The following is a 17,869-nucleotide window of genomic DNA, read 5'->3' as shown; positions in this document are numbered from 1 at the left end:
TGGCGGTCTTCTCGAGGGAGACCTCGAGAAGGCGATCTGGGAGGAGGTTCCGATGATTCTTGTACGACAGGAAATCGGCGATGTGCTGAGGGACTTCCGCCTGCAGAAGGGGCGTACGCTCCGGCAGGTTGCGAGCAAGGCATCTGTGGCACTCGGCTATCTCAGCGAGGTCGAGCGGGGCCAGAAGGAGGCCTCGAGCGAGATCCTCGCCTCGGTGGCCGATGCTCTGGACGTTCCCATCTCGATCATCATGCGAGAGGTCGGCGATCGCATCTCCGTCCTCGAGGGCATCCAGGTCTTCCCCGATGTCGTTCCCGACGACCTCGTGGCTTCCATCGAGCCAGAGCTCTCGCTCCACTGAGCTTCGGATCCACTTCAGCCTCTGATGCGTCGCAGTGAGTTCCTCCGCGCGGTCGACGCGGAATTCGGCGGTCGAGGGTCGTCTCTCATCAGCGACCTGATTCTGACCCAGCTCGCCGGCCGTACTGCGGACCAGGCGCTGGATGCCGGCGTTCCGCCGCGCGACATCTGGTTGGCGCTGTGCGCCGAGACCGATGTGCCCCACGAGCGACGGCACGGCGCTGGGCGCCTCGAGCCGCGCAAGCGTTGACCGACTGAGGCGTTCGACGCGCGTTCGACTAACGACACGCCGTGACGGCGTGTCGTCGAATATGTGTTCGAAACGGGCGTAGTCTTCTGCACAAGTGGTTCAGAGACGGTGTTCTCCCTGTTTCGCGGAGCTGACGACGCAATGTCCGAGGTGCCTCGTACGGTGAACAGCAAGCCGAAGAGCCATACGCCTTGTCGGAGAGTTCCGCCCAGCCGGGAGGACCGCGACAGCCTACAGGCGGCACCACGCGAGCATAAGGAGCCCGTCATGCCATCACCCGCTGACCGCGAGAAGTCCCTCGAGACAGCCCTCGCCCAGATCGACCGTCAGTTCGGAAAGGGCTCGGTCATGAGACTGGGCAGTGACGAACGCGCACCTGTCGCCGTCATCCCGACCGGCTCCATCGCTCTCGACGTCGCCCTCGGCGTCGGAGGCCTCCCGCGTGGACGAATCGTCGAGATCTACGGTCCCGAATCCTCGGGTAAGACGACACTCACGCTGCACGCGATCGCGAACGCACAGCGCGCCGGCGGGATCGCCGCATTCATCGATGCCGAGCACGCGCTCGACCCCGACTACGCCGCGAAGCTCGGTGTCGACATCGACGCGCTTCTCGTCTCGCAGCCCGACACGGGTGAGCAGGCTCTCGAGATCGCGGACATGCTCGTCCGCTCCGGCGCCATCGATCTGATCGTCATCGACTCCGTCGCGGCTCTCGTGCCTCGTGCCGAGATCGAGGGCGAGATGGGCGACTCGCACGTGGGTCTGCAGGCTCGACTGATGTCACAGGCGCTGCGAAAGCTCACGGGTGGACTCAACCAGACGAACACCACGATGATCTTCATCAACCAGCTGCGCGAGAAGATCGGTGTCTTCTTCGGATCGCCTGAGACCACCGCGGGTGGAAAGGCGCTGAAGTTCTACGCGTCGGTCCGCATGGACATCCGTCGCATCGAGACGCTGAAGGACGGCACCGACGCAGTCGGAAACCGCACCAGGGTCAAGGTGGTGAAGAACAAGATGGCTCCGCCCTTCAAGCAGGCGGAGTTCGACATCCTGTATGGCATCGGCATTTCGCGAGAGGGCAGCCTGATCGACTTCGGTGTCGAGCACGGCATCGTGAAGAAGTCCGGATCGTGGTACACCTACGACGGCGATCAGCTGGGCCAGGGCAAGGAGAACGCGCGATCGTTCCTGCTCAAGAACCCCGATGTCGCGCTTGCGATCGAGACGCAGATCAAGCAGAAGCTCGGCATCGGAGGAGCCACCGAGGCGCCTGCCGACGAGCTTGCCGAGCGCCGTCCGGCATGAGCGTGATGGTTCGCGGTTGCGGAGCAACCGGAGTGAACCATGAGTGATGGCGGGGGCGGGCCTGAGCAGCTCGCCCCCATCATCCCTCTCTTCGGTCGTGACGACACAAGTGCGAAGTCGGTCGACCGGGAAGCCCCCGAGGCCGATGACGTGACGACTCGTTCGGCGGCCCGCACCGGGGTGTGGAAGTCGACTGAGGGAGATTCGACCCGCGATTCGAAGCCGGTCGTATCCACCGACTCCCGTGGGCCCAGCGAACGACATCCTGCTCGGGGTGCAGCGGCTCGGTCCGTACCGCGGTTGCGCGCGTTGCAGTCGCAGGATGCGGAGTCCGCCGATGTCGTGGGCGTCGATCCCTCTCAATTGCGCGCCGACGCAGAGGAGCTCCTCGTCCGCAAACTGCGGACCAAATCGCTCTCTCTGTCAGAGGCGCGGATGGTGCTGAGGGGCTATGAGAAGAACGCCGAGCGGCTCGATGCGGGTTCGATCGACGACGTGATCGATGATTTCTGTCGACGGGGCTACCTCGACGACGCACTCCTCGCCGGCCAGCTGGTGATGTCCGGAATCGACCGTAAGGGACAGGGTCGGGTTGCGCTGTCGAGGGCGCTCTCGCAGCGCGGCATTCCTCGCGATGTGATCGATGCGGCTCTTGACGACGTTCCCGACGATGACGCCGAGCGTGCCCTCGAGTACGCCCGCTCGAAAGCACGAGCGATGTCTCGCCTCGACGGCGATACAGCGCTGCGGCGCCTGGTCGGTCAGCTGTCTCGCCGCGGATACAACGGATCGATCGCGATGACAGCTGCGAAGTCGGCCCTTGCAGAGGCCTCTTTCGGCTCGTCGTCATCAGGGGTCCGATTCGTCGACTCGGACTGACGCAGGCGAGGGCCTCGAGCCCCCGCGGCAGCGTCGGGCAACCGCTCGTAGAATGGGGGGATCATGACTATCCCTCGCAGTGAGCCGACGATCATCGCGTCGTCGTCGGCAGCAATCGATCTTGACGGACGCCAGCGTTCCTACGAGGTCCGCACTTTCGGCTGCCAGATGAATGTCCACGATTCCGAACGGCTTTCGGGCTCGCTCGAGAGCGCAGGATATGTCCGCGCGACTGGCGGTGCTGAGGCCGACGTGGTGATCATCAACACCTGCGCGGTTCGCGACAATGCGGCAGGCAAGCTCTACGGCACCCTGGGGCAGCTCGCCTCGGTGAAGCGACGCAAAGACGGGATGCAGATCGCCGTCGGCGGCTGCCTGGCGCAGATGGACAAGCAGGCCGTGCTCGACAAGGCGCCCTGGGTCGACGTCGTCTTCGGCACGCACAACATGGGTTCGCTTCCCGGCCTTCTCGAGCGCGCGCGCCACAACGGTGACGCCGAGCTCGAGATCCTGGAGTCGCTCGAGGTGTTCCCCTCGACGCTTCCGACCAAACGCGATTCGGCGCACAGCGGCTGGGTGTCGATCTCCGTCGGCTGCAACAACACGTGCACCTTCTGCATCGTTCCGAGTCTTCGTGGCAAGGAGAAGGACCGTCGCCCGGGTGACATCCTGAACGAGATCCGCCTGCTCGTCGAGGATGGCGCCATCGAGGTCACCCTGCTCGGACAGAACGTCAACTCCTACGGCGTGGAGTTCGGCGATCGACAAGCGTTCGGCAAGATGCTCCGCGCCGCGGGTGAGATCGACGGGCTCGAGCGGATCCGCTTCACGAGTCCTCACCCCGCCGCGTTCACCGACGACGTGATCGACGCGATGGCAGAGACTCCGAACGTGATGCCGCAGCTGCACATGCCGCTGCAGTCGGGCAGCGACCGCATCCTCAAGGCCATGCGCCGTTCGTACCGCAGCGAGAAGTTCCTCGGGATCCTCGATCGCGTCCGTGATCGTATTCCGCACGCCGCGATCACCACCGACATCATCGTCGGATTCCCGGGTGAGACGGAGGAGGACTTCGAAGACACGATGCGAGTTGTCGAACAGGCCCGCTTCTCGAGTGCGTTCACCTTCCAATACTCGATCCGTGAGGGCACACCCGCCGCGACCATGGAAGACCAGGTTCCGAAGGCGGTCGTGCAGGAGCGTTACAACCGGCTCATGGCACTGCAGGAGCGCATCTCCCTCGAGGAGAACCAGAAGCAGGTCGGACGCGAGGTCGAGGTCCTCGTCTCGACGGGCGAAGGCAAGAAGGACGCCGAGACCCACAGGCTCACCGGACGCGCTGAGGACAACCGCCTCGTGCACTTCGAGGTCACTCCCGGATCGGCTGTTCCGCGGCCCGGCGATGTCGTCTCGGTGACGATCACCCATGCGGCGCCGTTCCACCTCCTGGCGGATGACCCGACGGGCTTCCCTCTGCGGATCCGCCGCACACGCGGTGGGGATGCCTGGGACCGAGGGCAGGCGGAGTCGTGCGCCGTGCCCGCGCCGATCTCCGGCGACGGCACCCGTGCCGTCTCTCTCGGCCTCCCGACACTCCGCGTCGGCAGGTGACCGCTGCTCGCGGCATGACCGATCCGGCGTCGAGCGGCCCAGACAGGGCCCCGCGGCTCTGGGCGATCGTCGGCGCGACGGGAACGGGCAAGAGCGATCTCGCCCTCGATCTCGCCGAGTTGCTGCGCAGTCGAGGCAGCGCTGCCGAGATCGTGAATGCCGATGCCATGCAGCTCTACCGCGGAATGGACATCGGCACGGCGAAACTCGCCCCGGCTGACCGCCGCGGGATTCCGCACCACCTGTTCGACGTGCGGGAGGTGCAGGAGGAAGCAGCCGTCGCCTGGTATCAGCCGCTGGCGCGCTCCGTGATCACCGACATCCAGCAGCGCGGCGCAGACGCCATCCTCGTGGGCGGGTCGGGTCTGTACGTCTCCAGCGTCGTGTTCGACTTCGCCTTCCCGCCGCGTGATCCGGTGATCCGTGAGCGGCTCGAACGCGAGCTCGACAGCGAGGGCGTGGGGGGCATGCTCGACCGGCTGCGGACGCTCGACCCTGCGACGGCGTCGCGCGTCGATCCCAAGAACGGCAGACGCGTGATCCGCGCGCTCGAAGTCCTCGAACAGGGCAGCGCCACGCACGGCGCCGCCCTGCCTGAACAGCCGGCGCTATGGCAGGCTGACACGCGTCTCATCGGTCTGCATGTCGAACGCGGAGTCCTGGTCGAGCGGCTGGACGCCCGCGTCGAGCGCATGTGGCAGGCGGGCCTGGTCGACGAGGTGCGAGGCCTCCGACCGCAGGGGCTCGAGAACGGCGTGACAGCGCAGCGCGCCATCGGCTACACCCAGGCCCTGGCGCAGATCGATGGCCGCCTCACCGAGGCCGAGGCCATCGCCGAGACACAGGCGCTCACTCGCCGCTACGCCCGCCGTCAGGTCTCCTGGTTCAAGCGGTACCCCGGACTCACCTGGCACGAACCACCCGTCGACGCGGCTTCACTCGCATCCTCTGAGACGCCGACTCGCCGGTCCTGATGGCTGATGTCAGTGCCTGGTGAGAGGGTTGAACCATGGCCACCCACTTCTACACCGCGAGCAGCATCGACGGTTTCATCGCGACTGACCAGCACTCCCTCGATTGGCTCCTGAAGCAGGAGATCGACGAAGACGGCCCCATGTCCTACGGCGCCTTCGAGAAGACGATCGGCGCGCTGGCGATGGGGGCATCCACCTACGAGTGGGTCATGCGCCACGAGGAAGGGCGCTGGGGGTACGAGCAGCCCACCTGGGTCTTCGCGCACCGATCCCTCGAGCTTCCGGTCGGCGCTGACATTCGCATCGCCGAGGGCGATGTGACCGCCGTGCACTCCGAGATGGTCGCCGCCGCTGGCGGCAAGGATCTGTGGATCGTCGGCGGCGGTGACCTGGCCGGGCAGTTCGCCGACGCCGGTCTTCTCGACGAGGTGTGGGTTCAGTACGCGCCGGTGACACTCGGTTCAGGAGCTCCGTTGCTGCCGAGGGCACTGGATCTCGAGCTTCTTGAGGTCGCGCGCAACCGCAACTTCATGTGCGGTCGTTACCGTGTGCGGCGTGGTTGAGCCGTCGTCTGCTGGCCGCTCGGGGGAGAAGTGGGCGGTCCGCGCGTTCGATCGGGCAGACACGGAGTCTGTGGTCGCGCTCTGGACCGAGGCTGGTCTCGTGCGCCCGTGGAACGACCCGAAGCTCGACATAGAGCGCAAGCTCACGGTGCAGCCCGAGCTGTTCCTGGTCGTCGAGGACGACGAGGCGCGATCGACCTCAGAGCGGATCATCGGCACGGTGATGGCTGGCTACGACGGGCACAGGGGATGGCTCTACTACGTGGCGACCGCACGGTCGCACCGCCATCAGGGGATCGCGCGCTCTCTCGTTCGAGAGGCCGAGCGACTTCTTCTCGACATGGGCTGCCCGAAGGTGCAGCTCATGGTCAGAGAGGGCAACGAGGGCGCGCTGGGCTTCTACGACGACCTCGGGTACGAGCGATTCTCCGTGTCGAACACGGGCAGACGTCTGATCGTCGACGCATAGCCACGATCTCTAGACTGGGTGGATGGTCGCATTCACCAAAGGACACGGCACCGGCAACGACTTCGTCATCATCGCCGACCCCGACGGCGCTCTCGAACTGAGCTCCGAGCAGGTCGCCGTCCTCTGTGATCGGCACCGGGGCATCGGTGCCGACGGCATCCTTCGCGTGGTCCGGTCTGCGGCGATCGCAGACGGGCAGGAGGCACTCGCGGAAGAGCCGGCCGCCGAGTGGTTCATGGACTACCGCAACGCAGACGGATCGATCGCCGAGATGTGCGGCAACGGCATCCGCGTCTTCGCGCATTACCTCGTGCGCTCGGGCCTCGCCACGATCGAGCCCGGTTCCACGCTCCCGATCGGGACGCGTGCGGGCGTGCGCGACGTGACACGCAGCGAGACGGGTTACCAGGTGGATCTCGGCCTGTGGAAGCTCTCCGGCGATGACCCGCTCGTCACCGCAGACGGTCTTGCCGTCACGAGACCCGGACTGGGCATCGACGTCGGAAACCCGCATGTCGTGGTCGCTCTCGCCTCTGAGGCAGAGCTGTCGTCTCTCGAGCTGCACCGGGCTCCCGTTCTCGATCCCACACCTCCCGCAGGCGCGAACATCGAGTTCGTCGTCCCTGGGGAGCCTCTCGTGAGAGACGGAATCGGACACGTCTCGATGCGCGTCTCCGAGCGCGGCGTGGGGGAGACCCTCAGCTGCGGCACAGGTGTCGCGGCCACCGCTCTGGCTGTGCGCCACTGGGCCGGCGCGAAGGCACCGGACAACTGGCGCGTGGAGGTGCCGGGCGGCACGCTCGGCGTGCGCATGTTCCCCGCAGAGGACGGTGAGCACGTCGCCCTCTCCGGGCCAGCTCAGCTCGTCTTCAGCGGCGAGGTCGACCTGATCTGATGCGGGCGACCGACCGGGTCGACCTGGTCATCTTCGACTGCGACGGAGTGCTCGTCGACAGCGAGAAGCTGTCGATCGAGGTGGATCGCAGGGTTCTCGCGGATCTCGGGTGGTCTCTCTCACATGACGAGATCCTGCACCGGTTCGTCGGACGCTCCTCGGCGCATTTCCGCGCTGAGATCGAAGCACATCTCGGACGACGGCTTCCCGACGACTGGGAGACGCCCTATCAGCCGTGGTACCTCGACATGTTCGCGCGTGAGCTGACCGCCGTAGCCGGGGTGGAGACAGCGCTGGACGACATCACGACAACGACGTGTGTCGCCTCGAGTGGCGCCCATGCGAAGATCCGGAGAACGCTCGGCCAGACCGGACTGCTTCCGCGATTCGACGGACGGATCTTCAGCGCAGACGACGTCGCGAACGGCAAGCCTGCTCCCGATCTCTTCCTCCACGCGGCTGAGCGGCTCGGCGTCAGCCCTGAACGCTGCGTGGTGGTCGAGGACAGCCGATTCGGAGTCCGGGCCGCACGCGCTGCGGGCATGCGCGTTCTCGGTTACGCCGGCGGACTCACCCCGGCTGACTGGCTGGAACGCGAAGGTGCCATCGTGTTCACGGACATGCGCGAACTGCCAGGTCTGGTGAGTCGGTGATCAGCTCGGTGCGAAGACTCAGACGAGGGTGATCGGCTCGGTGGGCGGCGTGCCGTGCTTGCGCACCTTCAGGATGCGGTATCCCTTCGATGTCGCGGTGCGATGGACGCTGAAACCAGGGTGGAACGTCGAGCCGATCCACCGCTGCAGCGAATCCGCGCCGAGGTTGCGCTGCACGACCAGCCAGGCGTCGCTGCGCTCATCGAGCCGGGGGATCCACTTCTCAAGCAATCCGTGGAGTTCGTTCTTGCCGACTCTGATCGGCGGATTCGACCGGATCGAGCGGAATGTCACGTCGGCGGGAACATCCTCGGGCAGGGACGCGTTGATGTTCTTCAGACCATGAGCCGCGGCGTTGCGCCGCACGAGATCGAGGGCTCGCTCATTCACGTCGACGGCCCACACAGTCGCATGAGGTGCGGCGAGCGCCATCGACAGCGTGATGGGCCCCCACCCGCTTCCGAGGTCGAGAAGATGGCCTCCCGGCGGAACCGGAGGCATGTTTGCGAGAAGGACGGCAGTACCGGCATCCAGCCGATCCGGGCTGAAGACGCCGCCAGCAGTGGTGACGTCCAGCTCTCGGCCTGCGAGCGTCACACGGATCGATCGCAGGTTCTCGGGGCTTGCCGGGGCCGCGGTGAAGTAATGGTCGGACCCCATACCGTGAGCGTAGCGGACAGCGCGGGCTAAGGTTAAGGCTCGCAACAAAACCCAGAGATCAGGGACGGATGACGGAGACCACCACACACTCCACAGGTGACGAAGCAGTCGATCGCGTACTCGCGAATGCGGAGAAGCGAACGGAGGCACGCGTCTTCGGCGCCGCACAGGCGCTGCAGGACCAGTCCACCGCCTCGCACGCCTCTTCGGACGGCGACCAGTGGGACCTCGAGGATCGTCATGCGCTGCGGCGCGTGGGCGGTCTCTCCACCGAGCTCGAAGACGTCACGGAGGTCGAGTACCGCCAGCTGCGCCTCGAGAACGTGGTGCTGGTCGGCGTGTACCCGCAGGGTGCCCAGGACGATGCCGAGAACTCGCTTCGCGAGCTGGCAGCCCTCGCAGAGACCGCAGGCGCGGTCGTGCTCGACGGCGTTCTGCAGCGACGCCCGCACCCGGATGCCGCGACCTACATCGGCCGAGGCAAGGCTCAGGAGCTGAAGGGCATCGTCGCGGCCACCGGCGCCGACACCGTGATCGCCGACACCGAACTCGCGCCCAGCCAGCGGCGCGCTCTCGAGGATGTCGTCAAGGTCAAGGTCATCGATCGCACCACCGTGATCCTCGACATCTTCAGTCAGCATGCCAAGAGCCGGGAGGGCAAGGCGCAGGTCGAACTGGCGCAGCTCGAATACCTGCTGCCGCGTCTGCGCGGCTGGGGTGACTCGATGAGCCGCCAGGCGGGTGGCCAGGTCGGTGCCGGCGGGGCCGGTATGGGCTCACGTGGCCCCGGAGAGACGAAGATCGAACTCGATCGTCGCCGCATCCGCACCAAGATGGCGCTGCTGCGGCGACAGATCCGCGACTACGGCCCGGCCCGAGAGGCGAAGCGAGCCGAGCGCAAGCGCAACACGATCCCATCCGTCGCCATCGCCGGCTACACCAACGCCGGCAAGTCGAGCCTGCTCAACGCTCTGACGAGCGCCGGGGTGCTCGTGGAGAACGCCCTGTTCGCGACGCTGGACGCGACGGTGCGCCGGTCGGAGACCTCGGACGGGCGCGTCTACACGCTGACCGACACCGTCGGGTTCGTTCGCAACCTTCCGCACCAGCTCGTGGAGGCGTTCCGTTCGACGCTCGAAGAGGTCGGCGAGGCGGATGTCGTGCTGCACGTGGTCGACGGATCGCACCCCGATCCCGCCGGTCAGCTGCAGACCGTGCGTGACGTGATGGGCGACGTCGGCGTGCGCGACATGCCTGAGCTCGTCGTCTTCAACAAGGCGGATCTGATCGCCGACGATGAGCGCCTTGTGCTGCAGGGCCTCGAGCCCAAGGCGCATTTCGTCTCGTCGCGGTCTGGTGAGGGCATCGAGGAGCTTCGAGCGGCGATCGAAGAGGCGCTTCCGAAGCCCGCGGTCGAAGTGCACGCGGTGATTCCGTATGACCGCGGTGATCTGGTCGCAGCGATCCACGAGACGGGGATGCTGTTGTCGGTGGATCACGGCGAGCAGGGCACTGTCGTGCACGCGCGTGTGGGGGAGCGGCTCGCCGCCGATCTCGCACCCTTCGCCGTGAGCGCCTGACGGGCCGGGCTCAGCGAGCGAGGAACCGCGCTTCGACGGTGGCCGAGATGATGATCTCGTCAGGCTCGTACTCCATCGATGCGCCGCCTGCGTCGGACTCCTGGATCATCGCCCCGCGCACCTTCGCCATGCCGGAGAACGGCTGAACGGGTGTCGGGGCGATCAGCCCGACATCGGCGATCTCCACAGGCACGACGGTGCCGAGCCCGAGCGCTGTCGCGTACGCCTGCGCACGCGTGACGGCTACTCCGACCGCAGCCGCCGCGACCTCGCGTTCGATCCGCGAGCTCGTCTCGGTCGTGAGATGCCAGTTGACCCACCCGACCTCGACTCCGTCCCATGGCGAGACGTCCGACACCCAGAGCGAGAGCTCGGATGCCTCGGCGAAGGTCGCAGTCAGATCGATGCTGGCGTAGTACACGGGTGCGAGACGCTTGCCTTCGTTGTTCCACGGACGTTCGGCGCGCACGGAGAGGCGCTTGCTCGACCAGTCGACGACGGTGCCCATGTCGCGCCGCGTCGTGATGCTCTCGCGCACGGGCTCAGCGAGATGCATGACGCGGTCGACCACCGATGCTCGTTCGGCGCCTTCGGCACGGATGCTGACGCGGATGGTGGCGCGCTCGGGCGCGAGCCGCGCCTCGTGCTCGCCGCGGACGGTGACGGTGACTTCGGTCATGTCGCGACTCTACGCCAGCGCGCTGACGAGGTCAGGAATGGCGCAGCCGCTGCGAACGTTGTAGTCTGTGAGGCTCGGGGACTCCGGTTCCCGAGGTGAAAAATCAACAGTGTGACAGCGGCTCCTTCGAGAGAAGGACCACGGGGCTGATCGGTTTCGACAGCGCCTGTGAATCCACGAGAAGCGGGCCGAGGATGCAGAGTTATCTCGTAAACGCTCTCTGCAAAAAAATAGTTGCCGAAACCAAGCGCAACGACTTCGCCCTCGCTGCATAAGCGAGCCCGATAGTCCGTCAGGCCGTATGTGATTCCGATACGGATCCTGGCGTCATTTAGGAATCTTGCTGCGTGATGGCGTCTGGACGTCACGTGGGACTCTTCCCAGGCTGGGCTCGTCGACTTAGGTGTCTGTGACAAAGGTCGGAGCCGAGCAGAACGTCTTCACAGACTGCGCCCGGAGAAGGCGTGGAGACTCAGCGTTGGACGGGGGTTCGATTCCCCCCAGCTCCACCACGTCGCTGTCACAAGCAAGAAGGCCCGCCTCCCCGGTGATCACTGGGGCGGCGGGCCTTTTCAGTCACCGGCGAGCCGGTCGAGGGCTTCCTGTGCGGCGCGGAGATCGTCTTCCGACTCTCGCACACGCTGCGCTAGCGCCTCCTGGTCGGCCTCCGCCTGGTCGGCGTCGCGTCGCGCACGTTTCGCATCGCCCCGCACCTTTGCCAGTTCTGCCTCGAGCTCCTGCTCGCGACGTGTGAGCTCGTCGACACGCACGGAGGCATCGCGGAGCGCACGGTCCGTTGTGGCCGCCTCGCGCGCCACGCGGTCGTGCGCCTTCTCCGCTTCTCTGACGGCACGTTCCGCATCCCGCCGCTCTCTGCGCGCCTTGACCTCATCGAGAGGCTTGGCGGCGACCGTAGGCGCGACCGGTGCACCGCCGCCGACGATGCTGTCGGCGATGTCTGCGAACGTGCCGGCGGGTTCCAGCTCCCGCACCAGTCGAGCGGAGGCGACGGCGGCGGCGGCGGTCGGATCGAAGAAGGCGGCGCTGATGGTCTGCTGAACCGCTTCTCTCGTCGAAGCCGTGATGCGCTGTCCGCGTGCTTCGGCGAGTTCGGCGGCGTCTGCGGCGAGTCTGTTGGTGAGGGCACGCCGGTCGCGTCCGAGCTGTGCGAGAGCCCGAGCATCGAGATCGGCCTGCGCTTCGCGCAGCTCCTCGGCGAGCTGCAGCGCCTCGCCGAGTTGCGAGCCGCGCTCGTGTGCGAAGACGTTGACCACCCAAGCGGCGACCGACGGCTTCTTCAGACCACGGATCCGAGCCGCGAGATCGGGGTCATCGGCGTCGGCGGCCCGAGCATTGCGTGCGGTCACGAAGTCCGTCGGCGATCCGGTATAGAGCTTCACTGCGATGTCAGCGAGCTCGGAGTCCATGCGAGCGACGATACACCGCGCAAGACCTGCTCCCGGGGGCTGCGACACCTGCACGTGGACCGACGCCTTGATCAGTATTCTGGTTGGCATGGCAACGCTGTTCTATGGTGCGTCCGACGTTCCGATCCACATCGAGGATCGAGCGCTCGCGCATCTGAAGATCGTCATCGCGACCAAGCTCCGTCGACAGGAGAGCTTCACTCTGTCGTGGCGTCACCCAGAGGGAGAGCCCGGCGGGCGCTCCACCATCTGGATACATCCGTCGATCCCGCTGCGCTTCACCTTCGACGAACCCGAGCAGCGCCAGCTGAACCCGCGGTGGATCGACGATCTCATGCAGTCGGTGAACTCGACCGGCGGAATTCTCCTGGTCGACGAGGTGATCGACGCGCCGGTGCCGTGAGCGCCCAGGGCACGGCCGGATGGAGCGCGGTCAGCCCGCCCATTCGATCAGGATCAGACCCTGGCGCGTATCAGCGAACTTGACCCATCCGTCGCCGAACAGGTAGGTCATGCCATAGCCGTCTTCGTCGGTGCCCATGGCGAACTGCGGGTTCTCGGTGATGTAGATGCCGTCGGGGCCGTCTTCCCGGGTCCAACCCTCGCCCAACAAGGAAGACTGCGCCGTGGCGGCATCCTCAGCGCTGATCGTCGACCATCCGTAGAGCTGCCCATGGTCGGAGGCGACGCTGTAGTCGGCCCAGAAGCAGAGGAGACCATCGGTCAGCGTCACGCCCCCCACCACGAACTCCTTCTCCTCGAAGGACCATCCCTGATCGGTGAGCACCTTCACTGTGCCGGCCGACACGATCGTGTCGCAGGCGGGGTCCGCTGCAGGCGTGGGGGTCTGAGTGGCCGCGGGCTGAGCTGTGGCCGCGGGGGAGGGCTTCGGCGCGTCCGGAGTGGGCGAGGCGGATCCCTCCGGTGTCCCTGCACAGGAGGTGAGCGCGACACTGAGCAGCAGAACGCCCAGTGCGGCGGAGGTGAAGCGGTTCATCGCGCGAGCCTTCATCGGGGATCAGTCGTGCAGGAGATCGAGGAAGGCCTCGTGGAGGACGCCGTTGGTGGCGAGCGTCGACAGGTCCGAGATCGTCTCAGCTCCATCGAAACCGGTCATCCGGCCGCCAGCCTCGCGCACGATCGGAACGGCCGCGGCGACGTCGTACTCTTTGACGCCGAACTCGGCGACCATGTCGAGTCGCCCTTCGGCGAGGAGCATGTAGGCGTAGATGTCGCCGTACGCGCGATCGCGCCACACGCGGTCGGCGAGTTTCAGCAGTTGATCGATGTGCCCTGACTCAGCCCACTGGGTGATGCTCTGGAAGCTGACGCTGGCGTCGTCGAGAGACGACACGGACGACGCTCGGATGCGACGCGGCTCGGCATCCGTCGCGGTCCAGGCTCCCGTGCCTGCAGCGGCCCACCAGCGGCGTCCGAGGGCGGGCATGCTGACGACGCCGACCTGCGGGACTCCGTCGACCGCAAGGGCGATCATGGTGCCCCAGAGCGGCACCCCGCGGAGGAAGTTGGCGGTGCCGTCGATCGGGTCGATGATCCATTGCCGGTGGGTGCTGCCCTCGGCGCCGAACTCCTCGCCGAAGATGCCGTCGTCGGGCCGCTCGGTCGCCAGGAGCGAGCGGATCGCCCGCTCGGTCGCGAGGTCGGCGTCTGTGACATGCGAGTTGTCGGCCTTGGTCGAGACCTCGAGGTCGGGACTGTCGAACCGGGGGAGGGATTGCGCGTCGGCGGCATCGGCGAGTCGGAGGGCGAGTGCGAGGTCGCGAGAGAAATCGTCGACGCGGGGGGAGGCGGTCACGACTCCAGGATAACCGCCCGGACACGGGAGTCTGAGAGGGCTTGACATGAGGCGACACGCGCGGCGGACGTGGAGGACCCGGCTCGATTTCGTCCGGCGGCGATCCGCTGGTAATGTAATTCCTCGGCCGGGGAATTCCCGGGCCACGCACCTCTAGCTCAATCGGCAGAGCAACTGACTCTTAATCAGTGGGTTCTCGGTTCAAGTCCGAGGGGGTGCACGGATCAGCCTCGATGACTCTCGCCAGTCATCGGGGCTTTTCTGCACCCACGGAGATGCCGAGGATCAGGCTCGCGGTGCGCTAGCGTGATGCAAACGCTAGGGGGATGGCCATGTCGAGACTGGTGAAGGCCTGCGCCGTCGTGGCGGTCGCGGCATCTCTTGGCCTGGGACTGACGGGCTGTTCTGCGGCCGAGAAGACGGTCGACTACACGACCTCGTCCGTCACACTCGCTCCCGGAGAAGCCCTCGTGGTCGACTTCGGTGAGATAAATCCCACAGTCGGCGACGAATGGGTGATCACTAGAGAGCCAGACCCTGCCGTGCTCGGTCCTGGCGATGAACGATCCCGTTACCTCGGTGAAGATGGCGAGACCGGCGCTCCGAGCGAGGTCTCGTATCGTTTCGCACCGGTCGGCGACGGCACCACGGTGATCCAGTTCGAGTACCTGTTCCGTGGCACGGTTCCCGAAGCGGCGGACGATCAGCAGACGGCCGAGATCACGGTGACCGTGAAATAGCGCTCGCTCAGTCGACCGCTATGACCTCTCCGTCGGTGAGGTGCTGAAGGGTCTCGAAGGTCAGCGGCATCACCGTGTGCGGGTGCCCGGCTGCGGCCCAGATCTCTCCGTGCGCGCGAAGATCCTCGTCGATGTAGGTGCGCAGCCGCGTCGGATGCCCGACCGGGGCGACTCCGCCGATCGCCTGACCCGTGGCATCGCGAACGACCGATGCCGGTGCCATCGCGATCGCGGCTGAGCCGGTGCTGCGTGCCAGCACGTCGAGATCGACCCGGTGCCCACCGCTCGTCATCACGAGAACCGGAGTTCCGTCGGCGACGAACACGAGACTGTTCGCGATCGCGGCGACATCGCAGCCGATCGCGGCGGCAGCCTCGGGCGCCGTCCGTGCCGAATCCGGCAGGACAAGGATCTCTGCCGTGACACCGGCCTCGCTGAGGTGCTGCTGCACGAGCCTGCTGCGCTCGGGAAGGTCGTTCATGACCCCACGCTAGCGAACGCAGCAGGCTCGAGTCTCACGCGGCGTCGCCCAGCAGGATCGCCTCGGCATCTTCGACGGCGGCGTCATCCGGCTCGTCGTCGATGTGCGCGAGGATCTTCCGCCCGAGGAAGATCGTCAGGGCGGCGATCAGCACTGCCATAGCTGCGATGAGGTAGGGGACCGTCGCATCGAACGCGTGCCACAGGGCTGCCGCGAGCGGCGGGGCGATCGCTCCACCGAGGAATCGCACCGAGGAGTAAGCCGATGAGGCCACCGAGCGAGGCAGATCCGTCGCCTCCATGACGGCCTCCGTGAGCACGGTGTTCATCACACCGAGCAGCAGTCCGCCGATCACGATGCAGACGACGAGCGCCGCTGCCGACTCGACCAGGAGTCCGGCGGCGATCAGATCGACGGCGAGAAGAGGCAGCACTGTGAGGATCACACGTGTGCGCGACATCCGGCGCATGAGCATCGGTGCGACCCACACGCTCGTGACCGCGAGGGCGATGCCCCAGCCGAAGAACGTGAAGCCGATGCCCATCGCTCCGAAGCCGAGGGGGAACGGCGAGAAGGCGAGCAGGATGAAGAACCCGATGTTGTAGAAGAACGCCGCTGTGGCGAGCACCGCGAGGGCGGGGTTGCCGAGGGCCCTGAAAGGCGCGGAGAACGGCACCGGGGTGCGCTTCTCGCCAGGGCCGCGCAGCAGCACGAGGACGGCGAGGAACGCGATCGCCATCAGCACCACGACGCCGAAGAACGGTGCGCGCCAGCTCTGCTCGCCCAAGAGGCCGCCCAGGAGCGGCCCGATCGCGATGCCGAGGCCGAGAGCCGCCTCATACAGGATGATGGCCGCAGAGCTGCCGCCGGCCGCTGATCCGACGATGGTCGCCAATGCGGTGGAGATGAACAGGGCGTTGCCGAGGCCCCACCCTGCGCGGAAGCCGATGACCGCGTCGACGCTGCCGCTGAGCGCGCAGAAGAGCGCGAACACGACGATCAGAGCCAGACCGATCAGCAACGTCTTCTTCGCGCCGATGCGGCTCGATATCCAGCTGGTGACGAGCATGGCTAGTCCGGTGACCGCGAGGTAGCTCGTGAACAGCAGCTCGGTCTGGAACGGGCTCGCCTGAAGCGACTCCGCGATGGCCGGCAGGATCGGATCGACCAGGCCGATGCCCATGAAGGCGACGACGCATGCGAATGCGACGGCCCAGACCTGGGCCGGCTGCTTCCACACTGAGGTGGCGGGGGTGTTCACTCTGTAGCTCCTGTCGAGTCGGTGGTGGTGTGCGCTGCGAGGATCTCGGCGGCGCGCGTCAGGATGCCCCATTGGTCGGCATCGAGGTCGGCGAAGCGCGGAGCGAGAGTGTCGCGGAACTCTTCGCGCCACGACTGCAGCGCATGAGAGCCCGGGCCCGTGATGGCGACGGCGATCGCGCGGGAGTCCTCTGCGTCGGGGGAGCGGAGCACGAGTCCTTCGCGCTCCAGGTTCCCGATCAGCCGCGTCATCCCGGGTTGCGTCGTGCGTGCTGCGGCCGCGAGCTCTCCGACCCTTTTCGGCCCCGCCTGCTCGAGCAGGCTCAGCACTCGCCACTGTGCGGCAGGTGCGTCGTTGCCGGCGTCCTGCGCGGCGATGCGGCCGAGCGCGTACCCGGAGAGCACGAGTGAGGGGATGACATCCTGACGATTCATACCACCAAGTATATACCTGGTGGTATGTACTCGATTCGGATCAGCGCCGTGCCCCGGCGATCCGCGCAGAGAGCTGGTGCGCGTGAGCGAGGAGCGTCCTGCCGAGGTCGCCGATCCGATCGGGGCCGAAACGGAACCCGACGCCGGTCAGACTGAGCGCCCATTCCGGCCGCCCTGACCGATCGAAGACCGCTGCGCCGATGCCCCAGCTGCCCTCGACGATGAGCCCGGGGTTCACCGCGTAGCCCCGCTCCTTCGTCTCCGCTAGGCGCGTGCGCAGGGGGCGAGCACCGTGCGATCGTCCCCACGCGGTCTCCAGGTCGGGATGCCGTTCGAGATAGGCGTCCACATCGTGGTCAGGCAGGAAGGCCAGGATGGCGAGGCCGGCGCTGGCCACGCCGAGCGGGAATCGGACGCCCTCGCTCAGCACGAACGACCGGATCGGGAAGGATCCTTCCTCGCGGAGCAGGCACACCGTCTCGTCGGCCCTGCGTACCGAGAGGAAGGCGCTCTCCTCCGTCTTAACCGCGAGCGAGCGGACGATGTCCCGCGCAAGGGCCGTGACGTCATAGCGGGCGGCGGCGACGGATCCCATGAGGAAGAGCTCTGGGCCCGGCATCCAGCGAGAGCTGGACTCATCGCGGTCGACGAGACCTTCCGCACGCAGCGCGGACAGGAGCCGGTGGGCAGTGGAGCGAGACAGCTCGGCCGAGCGTGCGAGGTCCTGCAGTGACGCGCCGTCCTGCCCACTGGAGGTGACCAGTCGGAGGAGCTTCGCGGCACGGGCGATCGCCTGTGCGCCCGGAACGACAGCGGTGGATTCCAT

General features: G+C 66.6%; 22 protein-coding genes, 1 tRNA gene and 1 other RNA gene. 15 read left to right on the top strand and 9 right to left on the bottom strand.

Annotated elements, in window-relative coordinates:
- Positions 1-52: 52 nt before the first annotated feature.
- The 10 genes from RQG82_RS02295 to RQG82_RS02250 all read left to right on the top strand — a co-directional run bounded on the left by RQG82_RS02295 (position 53) and on the right by RQG82_RS02250 (position 7,965).
- The gene (locus tag RQG82_RS02295) at positions 53-361 is read left to right on the top strand and encodes a helix-turn-helix domain-containing protein (protein ID WP_056509484.1); all 309 of its coding nucleotides are present in this window, start codon (positions 53-55) and stop codon (positions 359-361) included.
- 24 nt (positions 362-385) lie between these two features.
- Positions 386-610 carry a DUF3046 domain-containing protein gene (locus tag RQG82_RS02290; RefSeq protein WP_311257507.1) on the top strand — a complete coding sequence of 75 codons (225 nt, stop codon included), beginning with the start codon at positions 386-388 and terminating at the stop codon, positions 608-610.
- A 267-nt stretch (positions 611-877) separates the two neighbouring features.
- Positions 878-1,921, top strand: a complete 1,044-nt coding sequence (gene recA / locus RQG82_RS02285) for a recombinase RecA (RefSeq protein WP_311257506.1) — start codon at positions 878-880, stop codon at positions 1,919-1,921.
- A gap of 39 nt (positions 1,922-1,960) precedes the next feature.
- Complete coding sequence (locus RQG82_RS02280; protein WP_311257505.1) at positions 1,961-2,800, top strand: regulatory protein RecX; 840 nt, start codon at positions 1,961-1,963, stop codon at positions 2,798-2,800.
- Between the two features lie 63 nt (positions 2,801-2,863).
- On the top strand, positions 2,864-4,411 hold the full coding sequence (gene miaB, locus RQG82_RS02275) for a tRNA (N6-isopentenyl adenosine(37)-C2)-methylthiotransferase MiaB (RefSeq protein ID WP_311257504.1): 1,548 nt from the start codon (positions 2,864-2,866) through the stop codon (positions 4,409-4,411).
- Positions 4,412-4,425: 14 nt separating this feature from the next.
- A complete protein-coding gene (gene miaA / locus RQG82_RS02270) occupies positions 4,426-5,385 on the top strand; it encodes a tRNA (adenosine(37)-N6)-dimethylallyltransferase MiaA (protein WP_311257503.1) in 960 nt (319 codons plus the stop codon).
- 35 nt (positions 5,386-5,420) lie between these two features.
- Positions 5,421-5,948, top strand: coding sequence for a dihydrofolate reductase family protein (locus RQG82_RS02265; protein WP_311257502.1), 528 nt, complete (start codon positions 5,421-5,423; stop codon positions 5,946-5,948).
- Positions 5,941-6,417: a GNAT family acetyltransferase gene (locus RQG82_RS02260; RefSeq protein ID WP_311257501.1), complete on the top strand. Its 477-nt coding sequence runs from the start codon at positions 5,941-5,943 to the stop codon at positions 6,415-6,417. The genes RQG82_RS02265 and RQG82_RS02260 overlap by 8 nt, the downstream gene beginning before the upstream one ends.
- 22 nt (positions 6,418-6,439) lie before the next feature.
- The gene (dapF, locus tag RQG82_RS02255) at positions 6,440-7,312 is read left to right on the top strand and encodes a diaminopimelate epimerase (protein WP_311257500.1); all 873 of its coding nucleotides are present in this window, start codon (positions 6,440-6,442) and stop codon (positions 7,310-7,312) included.
- Positions 7,312-7,965 (top strand): HAD family hydrolase, encoded by a 654-nt coding sequence (locus RQG82_RS02250; RefSeq protein WP_311257499.1) that lies wholly within the window; start codon positions 7,312-7,314, stop codon positions 7,963-7,965. The genes dapF and RQG82_RS02250 overlap by 1 nt, the downstream gene beginning before the upstream one ends.
- Before the next feature lie 18 nt (positions 7,966-7,983).
- Here RQG82_RS02250 and RQG82_RS02245 read toward each other — a convergent pair whose 3' ends face one another.
- Positions 7,984-8,625 carry a class I SAM-dependent methyltransferase gene (locus RQG82_RS02245; protein WP_042541762.1) on the bottom strand — a complete coding sequence of 214 codons (642 nt, stop codon included), beginning with the start codon at positions 8,623-8,625 and terminating at the stop codon, positions 7,984-7,986.
- A gap of 68 nt (positions 8,626-8,693) precedes the next feature.
- Between RQG82_RS02245 and hflX the strand changes: the two genes are divergently transcribed.
- Positions 8,694-10,205: a GTPase HflX gene (gene hflX / locus RQG82_RS02240; RefSeq protein ID WP_311257498.1), complete on the top strand. Its 1,512-nt coding sequence runs from the start codon at positions 8,694-8,696 to the stop codon at positions 10,203-10,205.
- Positions 10,206-10,215: 10 nt separating this feature from the next.
- Here the strand turns inward: hflX and RQG82_RS02235 are convergent, their stop codons facing one another.
- On the bottom strand, positions 10,216-10,884 hold the full coding sequence (locus tag RQG82_RS02235) for an SIMPL domain-containing protein (protein ID WP_311257497.1): 669 nt from the start codon (positions 10,882-10,884) through the stop codon (positions 10,216-10,218).
- A gap of 142 nt (positions 10,885-11,026) precedes the next feature.
- Here RQG82_RS02235 and ssrA point away from each other — a divergent pair.
- Positions 11,027-11,396: a transfer-messenger RNA gene (ssrA, locus tag RQG82_RS02230) on the top strand.
- A gap of 60 nt (positions 11,397-11,456) precedes the next feature.
- On the opposite strand, the gene RQG82_RS02225 is transcribed toward ssrA, so the two are convergent.
- A complete protein-coding gene (locus RQG82_RS02225; RefSeq protein WP_311257496.1) occupies positions 11,457-12,311 on the bottom strand; it encodes a transposase in 855 nt (284 codons plus the stop codon).
- Between the two features lie 88 nt (positions 12,312-12,399).
- Between RQG82_RS02225 and RQG82_RS02220 the strand changes: the two genes are divergently transcribed.
- Positions 12,400-12,714 (top strand): hypothetical protein, encoded by a 315-nt coding sequence (locus tag RQG82_RS02220; RefSeq protein ID WP_311257495.1) that lies wholly within the window; start codon positions 12,400-12,402, stop codon positions 12,712-12,714.
- 30 nt (positions 12,715-12,744) lie between these two features.
- On the opposite strand, the gene RQG82_RS02215 is transcribed toward RQG82_RS02220, so the two are convergent.
- Entirely contained in the window at positions 12,745-13,308 is a 564-nt protein-coding gene (locus RQG82_RS02215; protein ID WP_311257494.1) for a hypothetical protein, read from the bottom strand.
- A 21-nt stretch (positions 13,309-13,329) separates the two neighbouring features.
- On the bottom strand, positions 13,330-14,127 hold the full coding sequence (hisN, locus tag RQG82_RS02210; RefSeq protein ID WP_311257493.1) for a histidinol-phosphatase: 798 nt from the start codon (positions 14,125-14,127) through the stop codon (positions 13,330-13,332).
- Between the two features lie 147 nt (positions 14,128-14,274).
- On the opposite strand from hisN, the gene RQG82_RS02205 reads away from it, so the two are divergent.
- Both RQG82_RS02205 and RQG82_RS02200 read left to right on the top strand, forming a co-directional pair.
- Positions 14,275-14,347 (top strand) — tRNA-Lys (locus tag RQG82_RS02205).
- A 106-nt stretch (positions 14,348-14,453) separates the two neighbouring features.
- Positions 14,454-14,867, top strand: coding sequence for a protease inhibitor I42 family protein (locus RQG82_RS02200; protein WP_311257492.1), 414 nt, complete (start codon positions 14,454-14,456; stop codon positions 14,865-14,867).
- 7 nt (positions 14,868-14,874) lie between these two features.
- Here RQG82_RS02200 and RQG82_RS02195 read toward each other — a convergent pair whose 3' ends face one another.
- Genes RQG82_RS02195 through RQG82_RS02180 form a run of 4 tightly spaced genes read right to left on the bottom strand, consistent with a single transcriptional unit; the run spans position 14,875 to position 17,869 of the window.
- Positions 14,875-15,348, bottom strand: coding sequence for a YbaK/EbsC family protein (locus tag RQG82_RS02195; RefSeq protein ID WP_311257491.1), 474 nt, complete (start codon positions 15,346-15,348; stop codon positions 14,875-14,877).
- Positions 15,349-15,382: 34 nt separating this feature from the next.
- A complete protein-coding gene (locus RQG82_RS02190) occupies positions 15,383-16,609 on the bottom strand; it encodes an MFS transporter (RefSeq protein ID WP_311257490.1) in 1,227 nt (408 codons plus the stop codon).
- Entirely contained in the window at positions 16,606-17,043 is a 438-nt protein-coding gene (locus tag RQG82_RS02185; protein ID WP_311257489.1) for a MarR family transcriptional regulator, read from the bottom strand. Before RQG82_RS02185 ends, RQG82_RS02190 begins: the two co-directional genes overlap by 4 nt.
- 40 nt (positions 17,044-17,083) lie before the next feature.
- Positions 17,084-17,869, bottom strand: a complete 786-nt coding sequence (locus RQG82_RS02180) for an IclR family transcriptional regulator (RefSeq protein WP_311257488.1) — start codon at positions 17,867-17,869, stop codon at positions 17,084-17,086.

Source organism: Microbacterium sp. WCS2018Hpa-9, assembly GCF_031843745.1.
Lineage (GTDB): Bacteria > Actinomycetota > Actinomycetes > Actinomycetales > Microbacteriaceae > Microbacterium.
This window is presented reverse-complemented; position numbering and strand designations above follow the sequence as displayed.